Source organism: Micromonospora sp. NPDC049257 (assembly GCF_040678915.1).
In the GTDB taxonomy this organism is placed as follows: Bacteria; Actinomycetota; Actinomycetes; order Mycobacteriales; family Micromonosporaceae; genus Micromonospora; species Micromonospora antibiotica.
This window is the reverse complement of sequence record NZ_JBFAQU010000001.1, coordinates 163064-184557: the sequence shown is the minus strand read 5'-3', so window position 1 is coordinate 184557 and position 21494 is coordinate 163064. Positions and strand designations below refer to the sequence as shown.

General features: G+C 70.6%; 16 protein-coding genes. 9 read left to right on the top strand and 7 right to left on the bottom strand.

Annotated elements, in window-relative coordinates; all coding sequences use genetic code 11:
* Window positions 1-5: 5 nt before the first annotated feature.
* From AB0K25_RS00680 to AB0K25_RS00665, 4 genes are read right to left on the bottom strand one after another with little or no spacing between them, the layout of a single operon-like run.
* A complete protein-coding gene (locus tag AB0K25_RS00680) occupies window positions 6-1499 on the bottom strand; it encodes an IMP dehydrogenase (RefSeq protein WP_363817484.1) in 1494 nt (497 codons plus the stop codon).
* Window positions 1500-1556: 57 nt separating this feature from the next.
* Entirely contained in the window at window positions 1557-8876 is a 7320-nt protein-coding gene (locus tag AB0K25_RS00675; RefSeq protein ID WP_363817481.1) for an amino acid adenylation domain-containing protein, read from the bottom strand.
* Window positions 8873-9580 carry a DUF6875 domain-containing protein gene (locus tag AB0K25_RS00670; protein ID WP_363817478.1) on the bottom strand — a complete coding sequence of 236 codons (708 nt, stop codon included), beginning with the start codon at window positions 9578-9580 and terminating at the stop codon, window positions 8873-8875. The genes AB0K25_RS00675 and AB0K25_RS00670 overlap by 4 nt, the downstream gene beginning before the upstream one ends.
* A gap of 11 nt (window positions 9581-9591) precedes the next feature.
* The gene (locus AB0K25_RS00665; RefSeq protein WP_363817476.1) at window positions 9592-10695 is read right to left on the bottom strand and encodes a TauD/TfdA family dioxygenase; all 1104 of its coding nucleotides are present in this window, start codon (window positions 10693-10695) and stop codon (window positions 9592-9594) included.
* Window positions 10696-11008: 313 nt separating this feature from the next.
* On the opposite strand from AB0K25_RS00665, the gene AB0K25_RS00660 reads away from it, so the two are divergent.
* Window positions 11009-12349, top strand: coding sequence for a hypothetical protein (locus AB0K25_RS00660; protein WP_363817473.1), 1341 nt, complete (start codon window positions 11009-11011; stop codon window positions 12347-12349).
* 78 nt (window positions 12350-12427) lie between these two features.
* Window positions 12428-13009 carry a CYTH domain-containing protein gene (locus AB0K25_RS00655; protein ID WP_363818228.1) on the top strand — a complete coding sequence of 194 codons (582 nt, stop codon included), beginning with the start codon at window positions 12428-12430 and terminating at the stop codon, window positions 13007-13009.
* Here the strand turns inward: AB0K25_RS00655 and AB0K25_RS00650 are convergent.
* Genes AB0K25_RS00650 through AB0K25_RS00640 form a run of 3 tightly spaced genes read right to left on the bottom strand, consistent with a single transcriptional unit; the run spans window position 13006 to window position 15540 of the window.
* Window positions 13006-13809, bottom strand: a complete 804-nt coding sequence (locus tag AB0K25_RS00650) for an endonuclease/exonuclease/phosphatase family protein (protein WP_363817470.1) — start codon at window positions 13807-13809, stop codon at window positions 13006-13008. The genes AB0K25_RS00655 and AB0K25_RS00650 overlap by 4 nt on opposite strands.
* 12 nt (window positions 13810-13821) lie before the next feature.
* Window positions 13822-14430, bottom strand: a complete 609-nt coding sequence (tmk, locus tag AB0K25_RS00645; RefSeq protein ID WP_363817467.1) for a dTMP kinase — start codon at window positions 14428-14430, stop codon at window positions 13822-13824.
* A gap of 6 nt (window positions 14431-14436) precedes the next feature.
* Window positions 14437-15540: a radical SAM protein gene (locus AB0K25_RS00640; protein WP_363817464.1), complete on the bottom strand. Its 1104-nt coding sequence runs from the start codon at window positions 15538-15540 to the stop codon at window positions 14437-14439.
* 341 nt (window positions 15541-15881) lie between these two features.
* On the opposite strand from AB0K25_RS00640, the gene AB0K25_RS00635 reads away from it, so the two are divergent.
* The 7 genes from AB0K25_RS00635 to AB0K25_RS00605 all read left to right on the top strand — a co-directional run bounded on the left by AB0K25_RS00635 (window position 15882) and on the right by AB0K25_RS00605 (window position 21484).
* Window positions 15882-17237 carry an ATP-binding protein gene (locus AB0K25_RS00635; RefSeq protein ID WP_363817461.1) on the top strand — a complete coding sequence of 452 codons (1356 nt, stop codon included), beginning with the start codon at window positions 15882-15884 and terminating at the stop codon, window positions 17235-17237.
* A gap of 28 nt (window positions 17238-17265) precedes the next feature.
* Complete coding sequence (locus AB0K25_RS00630) at window positions 17266-17682, top strand: roadblock/LC7 domain-containing protein (RefSeq protein ID WP_363817459.1); 417 nt, start codon at window positions 17266-17268, stop codon at window positions 17680-17682.
* A complete protein-coding gene (locus AB0K25_RS00625; RefSeq protein ID WP_363817456.1) occupies window positions 17679-18056 on the top strand; it encodes a DUF742 domain-containing protein in 378 nt (125 codons plus the stop codon). The genes AB0K25_RS00630 and AB0K25_RS00625 overlap by 4 nt, the downstream gene beginning before the upstream one ends.
* Window positions 18031-18648 (top strand): ATP/GTP-binding protein, encoded by a 618-nt coding sequence (locus AB0K25_RS00620; RefSeq protein ID WP_363817453.1) that lies wholly within the window; start codon window positions 18031-18033, stop codon window positions 18646-18648. Before AB0K25_RS00625 ends, AB0K25_RS00620 begins: the two co-directional genes overlap by 26 nt.
* A complete protein-coding gene (locus tag AB0K25_RS00615; RefSeq protein WP_363817450.1) occupies window positions 18645-19205 on the top strand; it encodes a GAF domain-containing protein in 561 nt (186 codons plus the stop codon). The genes AB0K25_RS00620 and AB0K25_RS00615 overlap by 4 nt, the downstream gene beginning before the upstream one ends.
* A 180-nt stretch (window positions 19206-19385) precedes the next feature.
* A complete protein-coding gene (locus tag AB0K25_RS00610; RefSeq protein ID WP_363817447.1) occupies window positions 19386-20648 on the top strand; it encodes an acyl-CoA dehydrogenase family protein in 1263 nt (420 codons plus the stop codon).
* Window positions 20642-21484: an HAD family hydrolase gene (locus tag AB0K25_RS00605; RefSeq protein WP_363817444.1), complete on the top strand. Its 843-nt coding sequence runs from the start codon at window positions 20642-20644 to the stop codon at window positions 21482-21484. Before AB0K25_RS00610 ends, AB0K25_RS00605 begins: the two co-directional genes overlap by 7 nt.
* Window positions 21485-21494: the final 10 nt, after the last annotated feature.

Genomic DNA, 21494 nt, shown 5'->3' with positions numbered 1-21494 from the left:
CCGGATCAGCTGATGGCGCTGGGGCGATCGCGTAGCCGTACGTCTTCTCTGTTCTGCAGGTAGCTCTGGTGGGAGACCTCGACGAGGGTCGCCGTCTGGTGGAATTGCGGCAGGGTGGTGGAGCCGCAGCTGATCATCGTGGAGGTGATCTTGGTGAGGGTGACGGATACGTTGTCGTAGAGGCTGCCGGCGTAGGGGACGTATCCGTCGACGCCCTCTTCGAAGACGAGGGCCTTGCCCTGCCCGTAGCGGGCGGCGTTGCGGGCGCGCTGGCTGCCTTCGCCCCAGTATTCCTTGAACAGTTGCCCGTCGACCTTGACCAGGGGTGAGGGGCTTTCGTCGTAGCGGGCGAAGTAGCGCCCGAGCATGAGGAAGTCAGCACCGAAGGCCAGGGCGATGGCCATGTGGGAGTCGTGCAGGACACCGCCGTCGGAGCAAAGCGGCACGTACTGGCCGGTCTCGCGGGCGTAGGCGTCGCGTTCGCGGACGACGTCGGCGAGGGCGGACGCCTGGCCGCGGCCGATGCCCTTCTGGTCGCGGGTGATGCAGATCGAGCCGCCGCCGATGCCGACCTTGACGAAGTCGGCGCCGGCCTCGGCGAGGTAGCGGAAGCCGCGTCCGTCGACGACGTTGCCGGCCCCGATGCGGACCGTGTCGCCGTACTGCTCGCGGACGAACTGGAGCACGGTGCTCTGCCAGGTCGAGTAGCCGTCGGAGGAGTCGAGGCACAGGATGTCGGCTCCGGCGGCGACCAGGGCCGGGATCCGTTCGCGGTAGTCGTGGGTGTTGACCCCGGCGCCGACCATGAACCGCTTGTCCTGGTCGATGCTCTCCTTGCGGAACTGCTTGTGGAGTTCGTAGTCGCGGCGGAGCACGATCGAGGTGAGGCGGCCGTCCTCGTCGACGATCGGCAGGACGTCTTGGCGGGCGTCCCAGATCAGGGTGTTCGCGTCGGACAGCGAGATGCCGGTGCGCGCGGTGGCCAGTCCCGCAGCGGGGCGCATCCGGGTCTCGACGCTGTCGCCGAGGTCGTGGCGGTGCACGTTGAAGTCGCTGGTGGAGATCAGACCGAGGAAGGTTCCGCCGGGGCTTCCGTCGTCGGTCACGACCGCGACATCGCGTTCGGCGGCGGCCAGCAGGTCGCCGACCTCACCGAGGGTCGCGGACGGTTTGATGTTGATGTCGCTGTGCCGGAAGCCGGCCTTGTGTCTTTTGACCGCGGCCACCATCTCGGCCTGTGCAGCGATCGGCTGGTTCTGGTGGATGAACGCCAGCCCTCCGCACTGGGCCAGGGCGATGGCGAGCCGGGGTGAGGACACCGCCCCCATGATCGCGCTGACCATCGGGACGGCGATCCGCAGCGTCGAGGGCTCCCCGACCCGGTGTCGCACCACGGGGGCGGACAGATCCACGCGGTCCGGCGTGCACGCCTCGTCGGTGAGGTTGGGCAGGAGCAGGTATTCACCGAAGGTGCGGGAGATCTCGGGCAGGATCCGCACTGCTTGTACTCCTTGAAGAATGGGATGCCGCACAGCGTGGGCGATCGGAAGACGCTATCAGGCAAGTGCGTTGTAACCGAAAACGCCCGTTCTGTCGTGGTGGCGCCGCGCCGCGCCGTGGTGTGTCGGCCGCGCTGAATGCCGTTCGTGGAGGAGCGTGGTGATGTGGTCGAGCCCTGGCCCGGTGAGCATGCTTTCGTGGTCGCCCGCGACTGTGGTCACGTGCGGGTCGCTGCTTCGGGTTTGCCACGTCCGTGTCGCGTTCTCGGTTCCGGGGGTGACGGTGTGCGGGAGGATCAGCTGCAGCGTCGGTGTCTGACCGGCCGGGTGCCATGCGGACATCGCGGCATGGCAGACGAGCCGGATCCGCATCTGGTGCAGGAGGGATTCGTGCTGGCTGGGCCAGCTCGGCGGGACGATGGACTCCGGGGCGAGGACGGCGGCAAGGGCATGTGCCCGGTCCGGGATCGGCAGGGTTTTCGTGGCATCCAGGGCGGCGGTGATCGCCTGTCGGGGCTGGTCGGGCCAGCCGTGCTGCATGAGGGCGTACTGGACGTGGGTGATGATCGCGTCGTCGGCGTCGAGAGGCTGCTCGGCGTGGGGCGGGTCGAGTAGGAACAGGTCGTCGATGCGGTGGCTATCGCCGTCGCGTTGTGCCTGCTGGGTCATCTCGTAGGCCAGCACCGCGCCGAGACACCACCCGGCCAGGGTGTATGGGCCGTCGGGTTTGGCGGCGCGGAGGCGATCCAGGTAGGTCTGGGCGAGCGCGGGCAGGGTGTCTGCGTCCGTGGATCCGTCGTGCGGAAGGCCGTAGCAGTCCCAGCCAGGTCCCAGGGCGGCGGCCAGATCGGTGTACCAGTCGATCTTTCCGCCGACGGGGTGGATGAGGAACAGGGTGCGCGCGTCTGCCTGAACGGGCATGGGGGTGAGGGCGATGAGCCGGGCGGCTGCTTCGACCTCGTCGGTGAAGCGGTCGGCCATGTCCTCGGCGGCTTGCGGGGTGAGCAGGCCCGTATCGATCAGGAAGCGGCAGGACATGATGCCGTCCGGATCGGCGGCGACTGTCAGGTCGATCGGTGTGGGCAGCACGTTGCTCGCGGCGATGCTGGCACCGGTCGGGCCGGGGACAGGGCGCAGGATCCGGTTTCGTCCGGTGGATTGGGGGTGTCCGAGGTAGTTGACGGTGGCCTGGGGGGCGGCGATGGCTTCGAGTTGGCGTCCGAGTGGGGAGTCGGGGTGCAGGTAGCGGGCCTGGCCGAAGCCGGATCCGCCGTCGGGGATCGCCGCGAGCTGCCGCTGGAAGTCGGCGGCCACGTCGATGAGCCGTCCCGGGTGGGTGTCGGTGGCGGTGAGGAGGGCCGGGTAGAGGGTGGTCAGCCAGCCGACGACGCCTTCGTGGTCGGCGGATCCGTGATGGGAGCGTCCGTGGCCTTCGAGCCAGACGTACAGGTCGGGGCTGTCGGTGAAGGGTTGCAGGGCTCGTCGGAGCGCGGCCAGCAGGATGGCCTGGGCGCCGACGCCGCGTAGCCGGTGGGCGTCGTGGCGTAGGTACCTGCCGGCGTGGGTCGACAGCCGCCGCCGCACGCGGATGCGGGCGCCGACCGGGGCCGGTGGCCCGCCGGAGCCGGTGCCGGTGAGGACCGGTTTCGCCGCTGTGGCCAGGTTCTGCCAGTGGGGGTCGGGTTCCGGGCCGACCTTGGGTGGGGTCGTGGGCGCGGTGGGCAGGCCCGGCGTGCTGCCCTCGGGTAGGGCCTGGCCGGCATGCAGCAGGCGGTAGGCCCTCTCGACGTCGTCGACGAGGATCTGCCAGGACACCGCGTCGATGATCAGATGGTGGGCGATGATGTACAGCCAGCGCTGCCGGCCGTCGTTGTCCCTCACGATCGTGACGGATGCCAGGCGCCCGGAGGCGATGCTGAGATCGTCGTGCAGACCCTCCAGGACGGGGGTCAGCCGTTCGGATGTCGGCTGGTTTCCGGCCGGGGGCAGGGTGTGTTCGCGGATGAGGTCGCCGGGCGTGGCGTCGTCCAGGACGGCTGTCCACGCGTGGTCGTGGCGGGTGAAGCGGGTGCGGAAGGCGTCATGGCGGTGCAGCGCCCACCTGGCGGCGGCGCGCAGGCTCGGCAGATCGCAGGTGTCGGCGAGGGTGAACAGCCGCGCCTGATGGAAGTGATCCGGATCGGCGAAGTCCTGGGCGAAGAACCATGCCTGGATGGCGGTCAGCGCGAGCGGTGTGCCGCCGGGACGCCGCGTGGTCGCCGCCAGTGCGACGGTGGGCTCGTCGTCGGGGGTGGTGAGTAGTCGGTCCAGGGCGCGGATGGTCGGGGCGGCCACGAGCTGCGCGACGGTCACCTCGATTCCGAGGTCACGGGCGCGGGCCGCTGCCTGGATCGCCTGCAGCGAGTCGCCTCCGCAGGCGAAGAAGTCGTCGTCGATGCCGAGGTCGGGTCGCTGGAGTTGCTCGCGCCACGTCCGCAGCAGCCGCTGCTGGCGCTGCGTGGTCGGCACGGCGATCGGCTCCGCCGCGGCGACCGGGGTGCTCAGTGTGCTGAGGCGTTCGGGCTGGAGTTTCCCGGTCGCGGTGCGCGGGAGTTCGTCGACGACGACGTAACCGGCGGGGGCCATGTAGGCGGGGAGGCGCTGCGCGGTCCAGGCCCGCAGCAGATTCGGCAGGCATGCCTGGGGGTAAGCGGTGGCGACGAACGCGATCAGCTTCCCCGCGTCGCTGCGGCCTTGCACGGTGACGGCGGCATCGGTGACGTCGGGGTGCTGGAGCAGGCAGGCGGTGATCTCGCCGAGCTCGATGCGGTAGCCGCGGATCTTCACCTGGTCGTCGAGGCGTCCGAGGATCTCGTATCGACCGGCGCGCAGGCGTGCCCGGTCACCGGTGCGGTAGAGACGCTGTCCGGCCAGCGGACCCCGCTGGGGGGTCACGAATCGCGCCCGGGTCAGGTCGGGTTGGCGGTGATAGCCAGCGGCGACACCGGCGCCACCGATGAACAGCTCACCTGCGGCGCCCGCGGGCAGGAGGTCGCCGTCCGGGCCCAGGACGAACATGCTGTTGTTGGTCAGCGGGAGACCGACGGTCACCCGTGATCGCGCGTCGGGCTCCGGCGGGTGCAGGCGCGCGACGGAGCACCAGACGGTGGCTTCGGTGGGGCCGTACTCGTTGTCGAGGGCCACGTGCGGCAACCGGCGGGCGTGGTCGCGGACGTCGTCGGGTGCGCACGCCTCACCGCCGATCGCCACGACCCGCAGTGTTGGCTGCCATTCGGTGGGCATCGTGCCGAGCAGGGCACGGTAGAACGACGCGGTGAAGTTGACATGGGTGACCTGGTGCCGGTCGACCAGGGCGCGAATCTGGTCGGGGTCCTGGGCCTGCTCTGCGGTGTCGGGCAGGACGATCGTGCCGCCGGTCTGCAACGTCCACAGCATCATGTGCGGCGCGACATCGAAGATCGCGGGCAGGGTGACCAGGGTCCGCACGGGCGTCGCGGGTGCGGACGTGACCGCGTGGTGGCGGGTCCGGGCGTGCAGGGCGGCGCAGGCGTTGCGGTGCGTGGTCACGACCGCTTTCGGGGTGCCGGTGGACCCCGAGGTGTACACGAGGTAGGCGCGGTCGCCCGGACGCACGCCAGGTGCGGCCGGCGGCGGGCCGGCGGGTTCGGGGCCGGGTGCGGGGTCGTCGGCGTAGAGCAGGGCCGTTCCGGCGGGCGGCCATCCGGTGTCGTGGCCGTTCGTGGTCTGGTGGGTGGTGACGATGGCGCGTACGTCGGCGTCGGCGAGCATCAGCCTGGTCCGTGCCGAGGGCTGTCCGGGGTCCAGGCACACGTACGCGGCGCCGAGACGCAGGGTGGCCAAGATGGTGGTGATCAGTTCGACGCCCGGCGGGCACGCCACCGCCACGATGTGCCCGGGGCGTACGCCGAGGGCGGTGAGGCGGTGCTGAAGTGCCCCTGCGCGTAGGTCGAGGTCCCGATAGGTCCACCGGGTGCCGGCGTGTTCGAGCGCGACGGCGTGCGGGTGGGCGGCCGCGGCCGAGTCGAAGCCCGCGTGCAGGGTGCCGGACGGCATGGCGTCGTGCGGGCCGGTTCCCGCGGCCAGGATCCGGGTGGTCTCGGAGGTTCCCAGGAGGTCCAGGTCACGGACCGGCCGGTCGGGTGTCTGAGGCAGGACGTGCAGGATCCGCTCGTAGCCGGACAGGAGTTCCCTGGCGGTGTCGGGATCGAACAGGTCGCTGTCGAATTCCCACAGGATGCTCATCCCGGGCCGGTGCTCCGCCTCGCCGGGGGTCGGTGGGTCGGGCACGCACACGACGTTGAGGTCAGCCTTCGCGGTCCCGTTGTGCTCGATAACCAGCTGCCCGCTGAGCGTCCCGACCTGGAAATCCGGTCGGGGGGTGTCGTGGAAGGCGAACATCAGGTTGAACAGCGGGTTGCCCGGGTCGCGGGGCACGTTCAGGTGCGCCAGCAGGTCCAGCAGCGGCAGCTCCTGGTGGTCCTGCGCCCCCAGCAGGGTGGTCATGGTGGCCTGGAGCAGTGCTGCGGTGCTGGCGTCGGGGTCGACGTCCAGGCGCAGCGGCAGCGCGTTGACGAACATGCCCAGCAGGCTTTCGGTGCCGGCCTGACGCCGGTTGACCAGAGCCGACCCGATCACCATGTCGCGTTCGTGGGTGTGCTGCCACACCTGCAGGGCGAACGCGGCCAGGAACACCGCGAATCTGCTCACCCCGTGCGCGACGGCTAGCGCGTCGAGACGCCGCACGGTCTCGGGTGGGATGTGGGCGACCAGACGGCCACCGCGGTAGGTCCGTCCGGCCGGACGGGGCCGGTCGGGGGCGAACGTCGTCCCTTCCGGCGGGCAGCCGTGCATCCGGTTCCGCCAGTAGGTGACCTGGTCGGCGTAGTCGCCGGTGCTGCGCCATTGCTGGTACCAGGTGGCGTAGTCGCGGTACTGCACGGGCAGCGCGTCGAGGTGCGGAACCTCGCCGTCGAGGATCGCCCGGTAGGCGTCGCGCGTCTCGGCCAGGAACAGCTGCGCGGACCATCCGTCGTGCGCGAAGTGATGCTCGACCTGGAGCAGCCGCCATGATCGTGGCCCGAGCCGGAACAGGTGCCAGCGCACCAGCGGCAGCACCGCCACGTCGAACCCGGCCGCCACCGCCGCCCGCATCCGGCAGTCCAGCTCCGCTGCCTGGGCGTCGTCGTCGAGGTCGCTGAGGTCGACCAGGTCCACCCGGGCGGCCCACGGTTCGCGCACGACCTGAACCGGCCCGTCCGGGCCGTCGTGGAAGGTGGTGCGCAGGATCTCGTGCCGGGCGACCACATGGGATAGCGCCGCCTGCAGGGCGTCAACGTCCACCGGGCCGGACATCCGCAGGGAGAACTGGGTGCTGTACGCCAGCGCGTCGGGGGCCATCTGTGTCAGGACCCAGATCTGGCGCTGTTGACCACTCAGCGGCCATACGCTCCCGTAGACGGTCTCGGGCTCCCCTGCCGCCGGACGGAGAACCGGCCGGCCCGACGGGGTCCCCGCCCGGACCAGTTCGGCGATCTGGTGGATGGCGGACGCGCCGAACAGCGCGCTGATCGGCACGTCGACCCCGTGGTCGTGGGCGATGACGGCGGCGAGGCGGATCAGGACCAGCGAGCTCGCCCCCAGGGACGTCAACGGCTGGTCCACCGGCACCGTGGCCACGCCCAGGATGTCCGCCGCCGCCCTGACCAACGCCTGGTGCAGCGGGTCCGTCGGGGCAGCGGCGGCGGTGGCGACTGTGGGGTTGGGCAGTTCCGCCTCGTCGATCTTGCCGGCCGGGGTGCGGGGCAGTTCCGGCAGCACCACGTACGCGGACGGCACCAGATAGGCCGGAACCCGATCTCGTAGGTATTGGTCGCAGTCGCCCGCCATCTGCCCTTCCCCGCCACGGGCCGGCACGGGACTTGAGGCTGTGGGCGTCGACCTGTTTGGGTCCGGGTGGGGCACCAGGTAGGCGACGAGGGTGCTCGACCCGGTGCCGTCGCCGCCCGGCCGACCGGTCACGTGGGCCTGCATGACGCCGGGGTGCCCCATCAGCACGGTTTCGATGTGGCCCGGTTCGACCCGGTGCCCGCCGACCTGGATCTGCCGGTCCGCCCGGCCCAGGAACACGAAGTCCCCGGCGGGATCACGCTCGGCGAGGTCGCCGGTCAGATAGGCCCGCTCCCCGCTGGCGAGGGTGACGAACCGCTGCGCGGTCAGCCCGGGGTTGTTCAGGTAGCCGAGGGCGAGGTTCGTGCCGGTGATCGCCAACTCACCGGCACCGGTGGCGAGGTTCCTGTCGCTGTCCAGCAGCAGGTAGCCCGTGTTGCGGACGGGCCGGCCGATGCTCATCGGCGCCGATCGGGCGTGCGGTCCGTCGTAGAGCAGGGCGTAGCTGGAGCAGACGGTGGCCTCGGTGGGGCCGTACTCGTTTACCAGGGATACCGCTGGCAGCACACGGGCGTGCCGTTCGATCAGCACGGGGCTCCAGCGTTCGCTGCCGATCCCGACCGCCACCAGGCTGGCCGGTGGCCGGTGGGCTGCACGGTCCAGGAACGCCCCGTACAGCGACGCCGGGTAGATCAGGTGCGTGATGTCGTGCCGGTGGATCAGCGCCACGGTGGCGGCGACGTCGGCGAGCCCGCCCGGTGCGATGACCAGGGTGCCGCCGGACAGGATCGTCCAGAACAGCACGCCGGTGGTGAGGTCGAACGCCGGTGAGTGCAGCAGCGGCACCCGCCCCGCCGGCCCGTACCGGTCGACCCGGGCCGCCGTGGCGTTCAGCAACGCCTCACCCGACACCACCACACCCTTCGGTCTGCCGGTGGACCCGGAGGTGTAGATCACGTACGCCGGGTCCCGCGGCGCCACCTCGGCCGTGCTCACCTGCTTCTCAGGCGGGTGGCCGGTGATGCCGGCGGCATCACCGGCGGCGGAGGAGGTCAGGTCGAGGGGGGTCACGACCGGGGCGCGGGTCAACCCCCGCAGGCGTTGAGCACGTTCGCTGCTCGTCACGACCATCGACGGCCTGGACTCGTCGAAGATCTGACCCAGGTAGGTGTCGGGAGTGCCGGGATCCAGCGGCAGATACACCGCACCCGCGGCGGCCACGCCCATGACGGTGGCCACGAGATCGGGGGACCGATCGAGCACCACGGCCACGATCGGGCTCTGTCCCGCGGCCGGCGTCGCGGTGCGCACGGCTGCGGCGACACCGTGAGCGCGAGCGGCCAGATCGCGGTAGGTCCACGTGCCGGTCGGGGTGACGACCGCCGGTGTGAGCTCGTTGTCGCGGTAGGTCGCCTCCAATGCCTCCGTCAGGGTCGTTGCCGCGAGCGCTGGGGTGTGTCGGACGGTCACGATGGGCCTCCCGAGGTCAGGGCGGCGCGGACCTCGTCGATCCGCGATTGCAGGCCGACCCGGGCCGCCTGGTTGAGGCGCGGGCCGACGTGCCTGTCGAACGCCTCCAGGTAGGCCAGCCGGTCGACGGGCGGGGTATCGGGCTGGTCGAGGAACATCAGGTCGTGAGGGGTGATTGCGCGGACCGCGAACATCGGCGCCGGGCACCGCATCACCGGCAGGTGGCGGTTGTGGACGCCGCCGACGGTGCTCGTGGGGTGGAACTCGCCGAGCATCAGTCCGCGCTCGACGAACCACGGCCGTACCAGCCGGTGGCCGCCGTCGATGAAGGCGGCGGCGTTCTGCGCCGGCAGGTCGGGGAAGAAGCCCAGCAGCGCCGCCGACTGCCGCTGCTCCGGCGTGGCCAGGTCCTCGAACAGGTGCCCCAGCATCTTGCTGGCCTCGACCGCGTGCTCGGGTGACGCGCCGGTGAGGGCGATCGCGACCAACCACACCGTGTCGGTGCGCAGAGCGGGCGCCAGACGTGGACACACCGCGCCGGGCCGGCCCAGGTCGGGATGAGAGCGGGTGACGAACCGCGCCAACCACTCCAGGCCCTGCCGGTACATCGGGAACCGGGAGAACAGGTGCGCGGCATCGGCGGCGCTGGTCAGGGAGCCAGGCTCGACGCGGGCGAAGCCGTGCGACGTGCGCTGGCTCGGCATCCGCGCGGCCCTCACCGGACGCGCCCTTCCACAGGCGCCTCGCCCATGGGAAGGTCCACGCCCAGCGGCGTCCCGGAGAGGGCCCGTGACGTGTACCCATCGGGGCCGACGGGCAGGTCACCGATGATCGTCACCCGGTGCAGAACCCGCTCCACGCCGTCGAGGTGGTCGATGTCCGGGGCCGCCAGGTGTGCGGTGGACCGGTTGTCCCAGAACGCCACGGAACCCGGCTCCCAACCGAACCGCACCGTGTACTCCGGCCGCGTCACCTGGTCGAACAGCAGGCCCAGCAGCGCGCTGCTCTCGGCCGGGGACAGCCCGACGATCCGCGCGGTGCGCGACGGGTTGACGAACAGCGCCTTCTCGCCGGTCTCCGGGTGCACCCGGACCACCGGGTGCACCGCGACCGGCGCGTCGGGGCCGATCATGTCGAGGATCGCGCGGTCGACCGGATCGGAGGCAACCATCCGATAACCGGCGAAGAAGCTGTGCTCGGCCTTGAGCCCGTCGCACAACGTCCGCAACGGGGCCGACAGCCCCTCGTAGGCCGCCGCGAGGTTGGTCCACTGGGTGTCGCCGCCGAACGGCGGAACCGTTTCGGCCCGCAGGATCGACGCCGCCGGCGGGTTCACCACGTGGGACATGTCGGTGTGCCAGCCGGTTGTGCCGGAGGCCCACCGGAGGCGGTAGTGGGCTTCGTAGTCGACCCCGTACTGGTCCCGGTCGATCTGCGGAGAGATCGTCAGGATCTGCGGATACACGTCGAGGGAGGCGTTGCTCTGCGACCGGGATCGCACGGTCAGCGTCCCGAACCTCTGACCCAACGCGATGTGCGCGGCGTGGTCCAGATCCTGATTGCGGAAGAACAGCACCTTGTGAGCCAGCAAAGCGTCGCGCAGCGCCGCGATCAGCGGCTCGTCCAACGCGCCTGCGAGGTCGACGCCGTCGACGTACGCGCCGATGTGGCCGGCGGCCCGGCGCAGGGTGAGCATGTCGGCCGCATCCGATTTCGGCATCATCATTTCCCCTGTCCCATTGCTGTGCGACGTCCGGTTGACAATTCGATCGGCCGGCTTATAGCGGCGGTTATGGACAGCCGTGTGGCGCGTCCGCATTGCGCTCGCACCTTGTTCCCGGCTCCAGGTCGTCAGCCCGCAGTCGTCGCCACGGTTCTGAAGCCCGCTGGGTCACTGGCCTTGGCCGGTAGCAGCAGCGCCATCAGCCGGTGAGGTGCCGACCGTTCGCTGCGATATCAGCATCGGTCGTCGACTATCGCTGGGGCTAGACGGTGAGGCGGGGTGCCGGGTGCAACCGGCGTAGACACCGAAGAGGTGTACGACACCTGATCCATGCAGGACAGGCCGGACAAGACCTGAAAGCAGTGCTACCTTCGGGCACGCGAAAAAGCCACAAGGACTTGGAAGCGACATGACAGCGACGCACGAATCGCCGCTGCGGGCACATATGACTGCCCTCGGATGGAGCCCTGAACAGCTCATCGCCAGAATCAACGAGGTACGCCGTCAGCGCGGCGCGGCGGCCCTGCACGCGAAGACCGCCTACAAGTGGGTGCAGGGTCGCCAGCCGTCGACTGCGACCATGACCGACATCATTGCCGTCCTTCACCTGCATCGAGGCTTGCGTCTCACGCCCGCCGACTTAGGCTGGGACAGACCGGCCCGGCGGTCGCACGCTCTCGACGACCCCTACGCCGTCACCGCCCGGGAGCTGTTGCTGGCCAGCCAGGGAGACGACATGAAGCGCCGCAAGTTCGTACTGCTCACCGGATCCGCAGTCACCGCGTGCGCCCTGGACCTCCTACTGCCGGCAGGTGAGAGCCTCCAGCCAGCGCTCAACGGCGACCGCGTGTCCCAGTCACTACTGGCCAACATCGAGACATCCGTGCGACGCAGCCGCGAACTCGACGACACCGAGGGCAGCAGACCGGCGCTGCTGTGGGCCGGCGGACTGTGGAGCCTGCTCAGCCAAATCGTCACCCGATGCTCCTACGGCGATACCGAAGGACGACAACTCCACCGCCTCTACATCGAAATGTCCGAGACATACGGTTGGATGCTCTTCGACGCCGCCGAACACGCACGCGCCCAACGGGTCTACCTGACCGGACTCCGGGTAGCCCGCGAAGCGAGCCCTGACCCCGCCCTGCACCAGGCCACCGCGAACCTGCTCGCCTCCACCGCCTACCAGGAATCCTGGCTGGGCCACCACACCGAGGCGGCCACCCTGATCGCGACCGCCGCCACCCGCAACCCCGACACGCTGCCGAACCGCGTTCGCGCCGTGATCGCACAACGGGAGATCACCATCGCCGGACGCCGAGGCGACGTCGACGGAGTCGAACGAGCCAGCACCCACGCCCACGAACAACTCCAGGACGCCAGCCACGACGATCAGCCCTGGTGGACGGAATGGCTGACCCCGACGGCCGTCGACGGGGCGACCGGCCGAGCATGGCTGGCCCTGCGCAAACCCGACCACGCCACCTCCTACCTGACACAACGCGCGAACACCGCGACGAACGCATACCCGAGGGACCGCCTGCTCGCCCTCTGCGACCTGGCCAACGCCCGGCTCCGGGCAGGCGACCCAATCGCCGCCTGCGAGCCGCTCGACCACGCACTGGACGTAGCCACAACAGTCGACTCACCCCGGGTATCCACATACCTGCAGAACGTGGTCCGGCAGCTCCGCGACGCGCGATGCAGCCACCCACAGGCACGTGACGTGCTGATGAAAGCGGCAAGCTGACCACCTCGTGCACGGTTGCGGGCGCGCCGAGACGCCGACCCGGGCGATCGAGCCGTAGGGTGCGACGGCGTGACGGGCATGAACACGCTCCAGACGACAGGTATGACCGGGCCGTCGGCGTACGAGGTGGAGGTCAAGTACCGGATCGGTGATCTTGCCGCGTTGGAGGCGGCCCTCACGGTGCGTGGTGTCGTCCTGTCGGCGCCGGTTGAGCAGGATGATCAGGCGTACGCGCCGGTGGGCTGGGAGTACGGCCAGTCGAAGATCGGGGTGCCGTTCGCCCGGCTGCGTACCGAGCGGGGGCGGCATCTGTTGACGGTGAAGACGCCGGTGGCCAACGAGTTGTCGTGTGTCGAGCACGAGACCGAGGTGACGGATCGGGAGCAGATGGACGCCGCGATCCGGCAGATGGGTTTCTACCCGACGGTCCGCATCCGCAAGGCCCGCCGCACGGCCACGCTCGGGCTGATGTCGCTGTGCGTCGACGAGGTAGACGGCATCGGGGCGTTTGTGGAGATCGAGCGGATCGTCACCGACAGCGAGGCGGGTGAGCGGATCCAGGCCGAGCTTGACGGGTTCGCCGCCACTCTGGACGTGTCCTTGGAACGCACCACCGACACGTACGACTCGCTGATCCGAGCGGCACGGGCGGAGGTTTAGAAGAGGGTCGCCGGCTCGATCATCGAAGGAATGGGGCCTACGTCGAGCGCGTCGACCTGCAGGTCCAGGTCGAGGGTGACCGCCGCGTGGTCGGTGAGGCGCTGTTCGCGGGGCTCCTGCAGGTAGCTGCCGCTGCGTAGCCGATCGCGCAGCGCCGTGCCGACGTGCAGGTAGTCGAAGCGGTAGCCGTTGCCGGCCCGACCGAACCAGCTGTGCTGCTGAACTCCAGGGGCGAGGTGGTCGTGGACGTCGGTGAGCCCGGCGGCGGTCAGCGCGTCGAACAGGTCGTACTCGAACGGCAGCCACACCCCGGGGTAGGTGGGCTGGTGATCGCGGGGGATGACGTTGTAGTCCCCGCCGAGGACCAGGTGCGCACGTTCGCCGGCCGTCAGGTCGCCGATCACGGTGACAAGGGAGGCGACGAAGGCCCGTTTGCGTTCGACCTTGGCGGGGGCGCGGTCGCTGGAGGGCACGTAGACGCCGAGGACGGTGACCGGCGGGTCGGTGTGGACGGTGGCGGCGACGGCCCGGCCGGGGATGCTGAGTCCGGCGGTGATGTCTGGGCGGGCGGTGGTGGGGATCCGGCTGATCATCGCGGTGCCCCGGTCGCCGGGCAGCGGCGGGTGGTGGACCTGGTAGCCGGCGCGGCGGAAGTGGTCGAGCAGGTGGGCGGTGCCGTCGCCGCCGCTGGTCTCGGTGAGCAGGAAGATCTGCTCAGGGCGGCCGGAGAGCCAGCGCAGCAGTGCGTCGGCGCGCCGCCGGGAGGTGGCCTGAATGTTCAGGGTCAGGATCGATAACACGGCGTCGAGTCTTCACGCCGCAGGAGTGCGGGCGAGCAACGGGGCCAGCGTGTCGAGGATGGCGGAGACGACCTGTTCGGGGGTTCGGCCGCAGCAGTCGATCATCGCCTGGTGCCACGACTGGCGGTCGAGGAAGTCGAACGCCTGCTGGTAGAGCTGCAACTCGCGTTGCGGGGTGCCGGTGGCCTCCAGCCGGGTCAGCCGGCGGCGCGCGGCGAGCCGGCCTGCGATGACCTGCGGGTCGTCGACCAGGTAGAGGGAGATGGCGGGCTGCAGGACGTACCGGTTGTAGCTCCAGATCTCGCGGAGGTCGACCGCGTCGACGCGTTGCAGCACCAGCGAGGACTGGACGTACCGGTCGGTGACGACGATGCCGCCGGCGTCGAGGGCGGGGATGATCTCGTCTTCGATGTGCGTGGTGCGGTCGGCGGCGATCGCGAGGGCGAGGGCCCGGCCGTGCAGGACAGCCTCGGCCTCACGTAGCAGGTCTCCCAGGCGGGTGCGGGTGGGCTCGGTCGTCAGGTGCACGGGCTGGCCGGTGCGGTGGCGTAGCCGCTCGGCCAGCAGTCTCGCGATGGTGGTCTTGCCGACGCCGTTGGGTCCCTCGACCGCGATCAGCACGGCGGTTCAGGCTCCGGTGGGGGCGGTCGGGATCAGCGGGAGCCGGATCGCCTCGGGTGGGCACTGCTCGGTGTCCGGCGCGCCGATGCGCTGCCCGGCGGCGATCACCGCGGCGGGGCAGCCCTTGCCGCAGGAGTCGTTCAACGCGCACGCCCCGCAGGTCGGGTTGGCCCCGACCTGGTAGCGGTCGTGGAAGCGGTACCGGTCGAGGGCGTCGGTGATCTCCCCGTCGAGGATGTTGCCGATCAGGAACTCGCGGTCGGCGTGCCGGGACTGGGGTGTGCGGGCGGCGAAGACGAGGTAGGGGCAGACGGCGGTGTCGCCGTCGGCGAAGACGTAGATCAGGGTGCCGGCGTCGCAGCCGGACAACGGCAGGGTGTCGTTGGGGAACCGGATCGGCACCAGCTCGATGCGGTCGGCCAGGGCGGCGGTGGCTGCGGCGATCGCCCGCATCATCTCCTCGGGCGCGGCGAGCCGGCCGTGGGACTTCACGCCCCGGCCGAAGCTCGACAGCGGGTTCATCAGCACGTACGCCGCGCCGAGGTCAGCGGCGAACGCGCACAGCTCGGTGAACTCCCGCGGGCGGGTGAGCACGTTCGGCGTGGACAGGATCCCGTGCAGCAGGCCCGCGTCGGCGAACCGTCGCGTGGTCTGCCGGGTGACGGCGAAGGAGTCGCGGCTGCCCCGGAACCGGCCGTGCGAGGCGGGCCGGAAACCGTCGAAGCTGACGTTGACCCGCACGTTACCCAGCTCGGCGAGGGCGGTGATCTGTTCGTCGCTGGTCAGGGTGGCGTTCGTGCAGATCTTGACGGGCAGGTCCATCCGCGCCGCCGCGGCGCAGATCTCCAGCAGGTGGGGGTGCGCGAACGGTTCGCCGCCGGTCAACGTCAACCGGGTCACCCGGGCCCGCCGCAGCCGGGGCAGCACCACCTCGACCATCTTCTGGAGCGCGATGTCCGTGCCGGTTTCGGTGGAGGACACAAAGCAGTGGGCGCAGTGCAGGTTGCACCGCTCGGTGATCTGCACCAGCGCCTTGCGCTCACCGTCGTCGACGGACGTGCGGAAGTAGCAGGAACTGGCGTGGGTCTCGACGACCAGACGTTTACTCATGAACCCTCCCAGCGCCGACCCGCTCGCAGGAGGCGCCGAAACCGCTTCGCCTACCTCGCGGGACTCCCTCGTCCAGTAGGCCGGCATCTACTCGTGTCGAACACCCTCGACGCCGATAACCGACACCGACCAGGTCGGGGCGACTGCCGGAATCCGCGCCAATTCCTCGCGTCGGCAATGTTCGACGCCCAATCGCCGACCAAGACTGAACTCCGGCGGTACTGATCACCACGACGCCACGGCCCATCAGGTCCGGCGCTGGCCAGCTACTGCCAGAGCCCGCCGGGTCCCCACCGTCGGCGGAGCCGCTGGCAACGTCATCTGCGACTCAGGGAGGCAGGGTGCGACTCGACGCGTCGGACGGAGGTCCGTCTGGGGCTGGCCTGCCCGCTCGCCTGGTGTGGGTGTGTGTGGCACTGGCCGCTGGGGTGGCGGCGATCGCCCTGGGCACGGCTGCATGGGCGCTTGCGCAGTCACCGGGACCTGTTCCGACGGCGGCCGGCCTTGCCCTGGTGTGCGCGGCGGCGGCCAGCATAGCGATCACTGCCGGCGCGGCCGTGTGCGTTCATCGACTCGCCCGAGCGCATGTCCGCACCAGGGTGAGCGCCTCACCTGCCGCGGGCCAGCCCGTGGTGGGGCAGCAGGTGGAGGTGTACGTCGGCCTCGCCCGTCGGCTGCAGGGCTTGGTGCACCGGGAGATCCAACTGCTGGATGTCCTGGAGGCGCAGGTCGAGGACCCCGACCTGCTCAAGGGTTTGTTCCAGGTCGACCACCTCGCGACCCGCATCCGCCGTTACGCGGAGAACCTCGCCGTGGTCGGTGGGGCGGTGCCGCGGCGGCAGTGGAGCCGGCCGCTACCGCTGGTCGAGGTACTCCGCTCGGCGATCGCCGAGGTGGAGCAGTACGCGCGGGTGCGGGTCGTGCCTCCGGTCGAGGGAACGGTACGCGGCCACGCGGGCGCCGACGTGGTGCACCTGCTCGCCGAGCTGGTCGAGAACGCGACCGCGTTCGCGCCTCCCCACACTGAGGTGACGGTACGTGCCCGGCGGGTGGCACTCGGCGTGGCGGTTGAGGTGGACGACCGCGGTCTGGGGATGCCGCATCCGGAGCAGGACCGGGTGAACGCGCTGTTGGCGGACCCGGGCCGGGTGGACGTCGGTGACCTGCTGCGCGACGGCCGTATCGGGGCGTGGGTGGTCTCGGCATTGGCCCGCCGGCACGGCATCACCGTCAAGCTGCAGAGCAACGTCTACGGCGGCCTGCAGGCGGTGGTGATCCTGCCGACACCCCTGCTCGGGGACCGAACCGCCGGCCACCCGCCGGCTGTGGAGGCCGGCCGGATGCCACCGCGCGGCGAGCCGACAGGGACGGCGACCCCGCCCTCGCCCATCGGCGCTCGCCACCACCCACCTGCGCCGCCACCAGCGCTGACACGGGTCGCGTCACCTGCGAAGGCGCCCGTGCCCCGCGACGGTGCCGCGGTCGGACAGGCGCCCAGGGAAGCCGGCGCCGCGGGTCCGCTGCTGCCGCGCCGGACTCGGCAGGCGCATCTGGCGGCCCCGTTAGGGCGGAGCCGCCCGGGGGCGGTGAACCAGCCGGCTGGTGATCACGACCCGACGCTGATGGCCGACTTCCTGCGCGGGGCCAGTTCCGACAGCGGCGAGCCGCCCGCCGCGCGTACTGTCCCGCGCCACTGACTGTTGATAGGAGAAGGAGTTGTCTGCGATGACCGGTACGTCTGGCCAGGAACTGGCGTGGCTGCTGTCCGGGTTGGTCGAGCGGGTGCCGCACACCCGCAGCGCGCTGCTGCTGTCCTCCGACGGGCTGCCTCGCGCCGTTCACGGACTGGCCGACGACGACGCGGACTACCTGGCGGCGATCGCCTCCGGGCTGTTCTCCCTGACCCGCAGCGCCGGACAGATGTTCAACGGGGGTTCTGGTGTGCGGCAGGTGGTGGCCGAGCTCGACGAGACGCTGCTGTTCGTCACCGCGGCGGGCGAAGGCGGGGTGCTGGCGGTGCTGGCGGGCCGCCAGGCCGACGTCGGCGTGCTCGGCTACGAGATGTCGCAGATGGTCAAGAGCGTCCGACCGTATCTGGCGACACCGGCCCGAAGCGGCGCACCGTCTCCCGTCCCGTCATGACCTCCCGCAGCGCGCATCGAGAGACGTGGCTCGACGAGGCGGCCGGGCGCCTGGTGCGCCCCTACACGGTCAGCGCGGGACGGACCCGCCCCACCACGGCGATGGACCTGTTGTCGTGGGTGGTCGCCACCGGTGTGCGTCCCCGAGGGCGGTTGGAGCCGGACCACGACGTGGCGCTGGGCCTGTGCGGCGTGGCGACCACGGTCGCCGAGGTGGCCGCCCGGATGAGGCTGCCGGCCGCGGTCACGAAGGTGGTGCTGTCGGACCTTGTCGCAGTCGGCGCGGTCCTGACCCGCCCACCCAGCCCGGCCGCCGACCCCACCGACCGATCGATCCTGGAGAAGCTCCTTGTCGGCCTCCAACAGCGACTCTGACTGGGCGCCGAACGCGCTCAAGGTGTTGGTCGCCGGCGGGTTCGGGGTCGGGAAGACCACCTTCATCACGGCCACCAGCGAGATCCCGCCGCTGCGCACCGAGGAACTGCTCACCACCGCCAGCGTCGGCACCGACGACCTCGCCGGGATAGCAGCGAAGACGACCACCACGGTGGCCCTGGACTTCGGTCGCATCACCATCGACCGCGACAGCGTGCTGTACCTGTTCGGCGCGCCCGGGCAGGACCGGTTCTGGTTCCTGTGGGACGAACTGAGCCACGGCGCCCTCGGCGCGGTGGTGCTGGTCGACACCCGCCGCCTGCCGGACTGCTTCGCCGCCGTGGACTTCTTCGAGTCCCGCGGCATGCGGTTCCTGGTTGCCGTCAACGAGTTCGACGGCGCCTACCGGCACCACCCGCAGGAGGTGCGCGAAGCCCTCGGCCTGCCGCCCGCGGCACCGATCGTGATGTGTGACGCCCGCGACCGGTGGTCCGCGACCACCGTCCTGGTGACACTCGTGCGGCACCTGCTCGCCGCTCCCTCTCCCACACACGCCAGCTCCGCACCGACCGAGGTAGGTGATCGCGCATGACCAGCGACAACTTCGAACCCCCACCCCTGACTCCGCCCGACCCGGAGGCACCCCAGCGGCTCCACCGGCTGCGGGCGCTCGGTCTCGGCAGACCGGAGCGGGAGTTCGACGACTTCGCCCGCAACCTCGCCGACGTCACGGAGATGCCGTGGGCGATGGTGAACTTCCTCGACGAGAACGGCCAGTTCTTCGCCGGCCTCTACACCGGCCGGACCACGCAGCCCGGCGTGTCGGCAGCGGCCACGCCCCTCGAAACCGGTCGCCGGATGTCACGAGACCAGGGATTCTGCCCGCACGTCGTGCACCGGCGACGCGCGCTGGTCCTCGACGACGTCTGTTCCTACCCGCGGTTCGCCGGCAACCCGGTCGTCGACCAACTCGGCATCCGCACCTACATGGGCGCCCCGCTCATCGACCACACCGGCACCACCCTCGGAACGATCTGCGTGGTCGGCACCGAATCCCGCACCTGGGGACAGCAGGGACTCACCACCATCAAGACCTGGGCGGCCGAGCTGTCCGCACGGATCAGCCAGCGAGAACACCACCCCCGGTAACGGGCCCACAGCCCGACAGCCCTGATCGCGCCCCCGCGCACGAGACATCCTTCGTCGCCTCGCTGCCCAGACCGGCAGCTCACATCCCAGGAACTGCTGGTGACCCCGCCACGGCCCTGCCCATGGCGTAACCCACCGCCACCGACGGACACCGTTGGCGACCCACGAGGAGAGCGGCAGATGGTCGACGGCTACCACCTCACCCCCCGCCACACCCGACTGCGGGACACGGTCCGAGCGTTCGCCGAGGCCGAGGTCCGGCCCCGCATCACGGAGCTGGAGGCGGACCGCAGCGTGGCGCAGGACCTGTCCCGGCAGATCGCCCGCCAAGGATGGCTCGGCGCCACGATCGACCCCACCTACGGAGGCCTCGGACTCGGTCACCTCGCCAAGACACTCATCATCGAGGAGCTGTCCCGGGTCTCGGCCGCCATGGGCGCCATGCTCCAGGCATCCCAACTCGGCACCGCGAAGATCATCCACTTCGGCAGCGAGGCGCAGAAACAGACCTGGCTGCCCGCCATCGCCGCCGGCGCCTGCCTGCCCACCATCGCCGTCACCGAACCCGGATCCGGCAGCCACGTCCTCGGTATCACCACCACCGCCGTGCGCGACGGCGACGACTACCTCCTCACCGGCACGAAGACCTTCGTCGGTAACAGCCACATCGGTGATCTGCACGGCGTCGTGGCCCGCACCGGCCCCGGCTCCCGTGGGCTGTCCGCGTTCCTCGTCGAAGCCGACCGGCCCGGCGTGCGTCTCACCCCGCACCAGCCGAGCATGGGCCTGCACGGTTTCAGCTTCGGCGAGATCGTCTTCGACAACTGCCGTGTCCCGGCGGCGAACCGGCTCGGCGCCGAAGGCGACGGCCTCGACGTGGCCTACTCCTCCAGCGTCCTGTACGGCAGACCCAACCTCACGGCCGTCGCCCTCGGCATCCACCAGGCCGTCCTCGACATCACCGTCGCGTACGCGACCGGCCAGCGCCGCTACGGCAAACCCCTGGCCGAGCTGCCCACGGTGAAACAGCGCATCGGCGCCATCCAGTCCCGGCTGATGACCGCCCGCCTGGCCGCTTACCACGCCGTACACCTGCTCGACAGCGGGCGGCCCTGCGACGCGGAACTTGTCAACGCCAAACTGGTCAACGCCGAACACGCGATCGACTCCGCCCGCACCGCGATGGAGATCCACGCCGCGCACGGCCTCCACCCCGCCCAGTCGCCCATCGAACGCTACTTCCGCGACGCCCTGCACATCGTCGCCCCCGCCGGCACCTCGGACATCCAACTTCTCCGACTGGCCGAACACGCCCTCGGCACCACCAACCAACCCTGGTCAACCCGGTTCCACTCCTCCGTTCCCCCGCGGAGGCGAAAGCGTGGCGAGGTGAAGCCCACGCCGCGGGCAGGAACGAGCGCAACGGGGTCCATCGCATGCTGACCAACTCCCGCACCCTCGTCAGCGACCAGCCCACCGACACGCTGCCGGTGCTGGCGGCGTACCTGCACACGCGACTCGGCACGACGCCGCCACGACCACTCGAGGCCATCAGCTTCGACGTCGACGACACACTCGTCGACGCCAGCAGCAGCCTGGCTCACGGCGTGCGGGCGGGAGCCCAACTCGCGGCCACCCTCACCTCCCGCGTCGACCCAGGCGCACTGATCGACGCCTACCACGCGGCATTCGCCGCCCACTGGCGGCATCCCGCCGCAGCGGGCGCCTGCGGCCTGCAAGACCTTCGTCGACGCGTCTGGCGGACAGCTCTGCGGAGCGTGGGCGTCACGCTGGACACCAGCGACCTGGACCGTGTGGTACACACCTGCGTCGGCGCCCAGCTCGCCATGATCGCCCCGGACCCGGAACTACGTGGCCTCCTGCGAGAGCTGACCGACCTGGTGCCGGTAGCGGTCTGCAGTAACGGGCACCGTGCCTCGGTCCAGCGGAAGCTGGACAAGGCGGCTCTCACCGAGTTCGTCACGGCCATCGTCTGCGGTCCGGACAGCGGCCTCGCGAAGCCCGACCCCGGACTCTTCCACGCGTGCAGCCGAGCGCTGAACGTCGACCCGAGCCGGTTTCTCCACATCGGCGACAGCTGGCACGCCGACGTCGAAGGCGCCCTCGCCGCCGGCATGGTCCCGATCTGGATCACCCGCCAGCCGGCGGCCACCGCGCCGCAACCACCAACCGTGCCCTCGTATCCCACCGTCACCCACGCCATCCGCGACCTCCTGCAGCTTCTCTCTCCGGCACCGCCGGAACGCAGCCACGGCTAGCTGACCCGGC

Excerpts from the sequence above, each read along its gene's own strand:
- AB0K25_RS00670 (WP_363817478.1), bottom strand. The coding sequence starts at position 9,580 with ATGCCGAGCCAGCGCACGTCGCACGGCTTCGCCCGCGTCGAGCCTGGC.
- AB0K25_RS00665 (WP_363817476.1), bottom strand. The coding sequence starts at position 10,695 with ATGCGGACGCGCCACACGGCTGTCCATAACCGCCGCTATAAGCCGGCC.
- AB0K25_RS00660 (WP_363817473.1), top strand. The coding sequence starts at position 11,009 with ATGACAGCGACGCACGAATCGCCGCTGCGGGCACATATGACTGCCCTC.
- AB0K25_RS00655 (WP_363818228.1), top strand. The coding sequence starts at position 12,428 with ATGAACACGCTCCAGACGACAGGTATGACCGGGCCGTCGGCGTACGAG.
- AB0K25_RS00640 (WP_363817464.1), bottom strand. The coding sequence starts at position 15,540 with ATGAGTAAACGTCTGGTCGTCGAGACCCACGCCAGTTCCTGCTACTTC.
- AB0K25_RS00630 (WP_363817459.1), top strand. The coding sequence starts at position 17,266 with ATGACCGGTACGTCTGGCCAGGAACTGGCGTGGCTGCTGTCCGGGTTG.
- AB0K25_RS00625 (WP_363817456.1), top strand. The coding sequence starts at position 17,679 with ATGACCTCCCGCAGCGCGCATCGAGAGACGTGGCTCGACGAGGCGGCC.
- AB0K25_RS00615 (WP_363817450.1), top strand. The coding sequence starts at position 18,645 with ATGACCAGCGACAACTTCGAACCCCCACCCCTGACTCCGCCCGACCCG.
- AB0K25_RS00610 (WP_363817447.1), top strand. The coding sequence starts at position 19,386 with ATGGTCGACGGCTACCACCTCACCCCCCGCCACACCCGACTGCGGGAC.
- AB0K25_RS00605 (WP_363817444.1), top strand. The coding sequence starts at position 20,642 with ATGCTGACCAACTCCCGCACCCTCGTCAGCGACCAGCCCACCGACACG.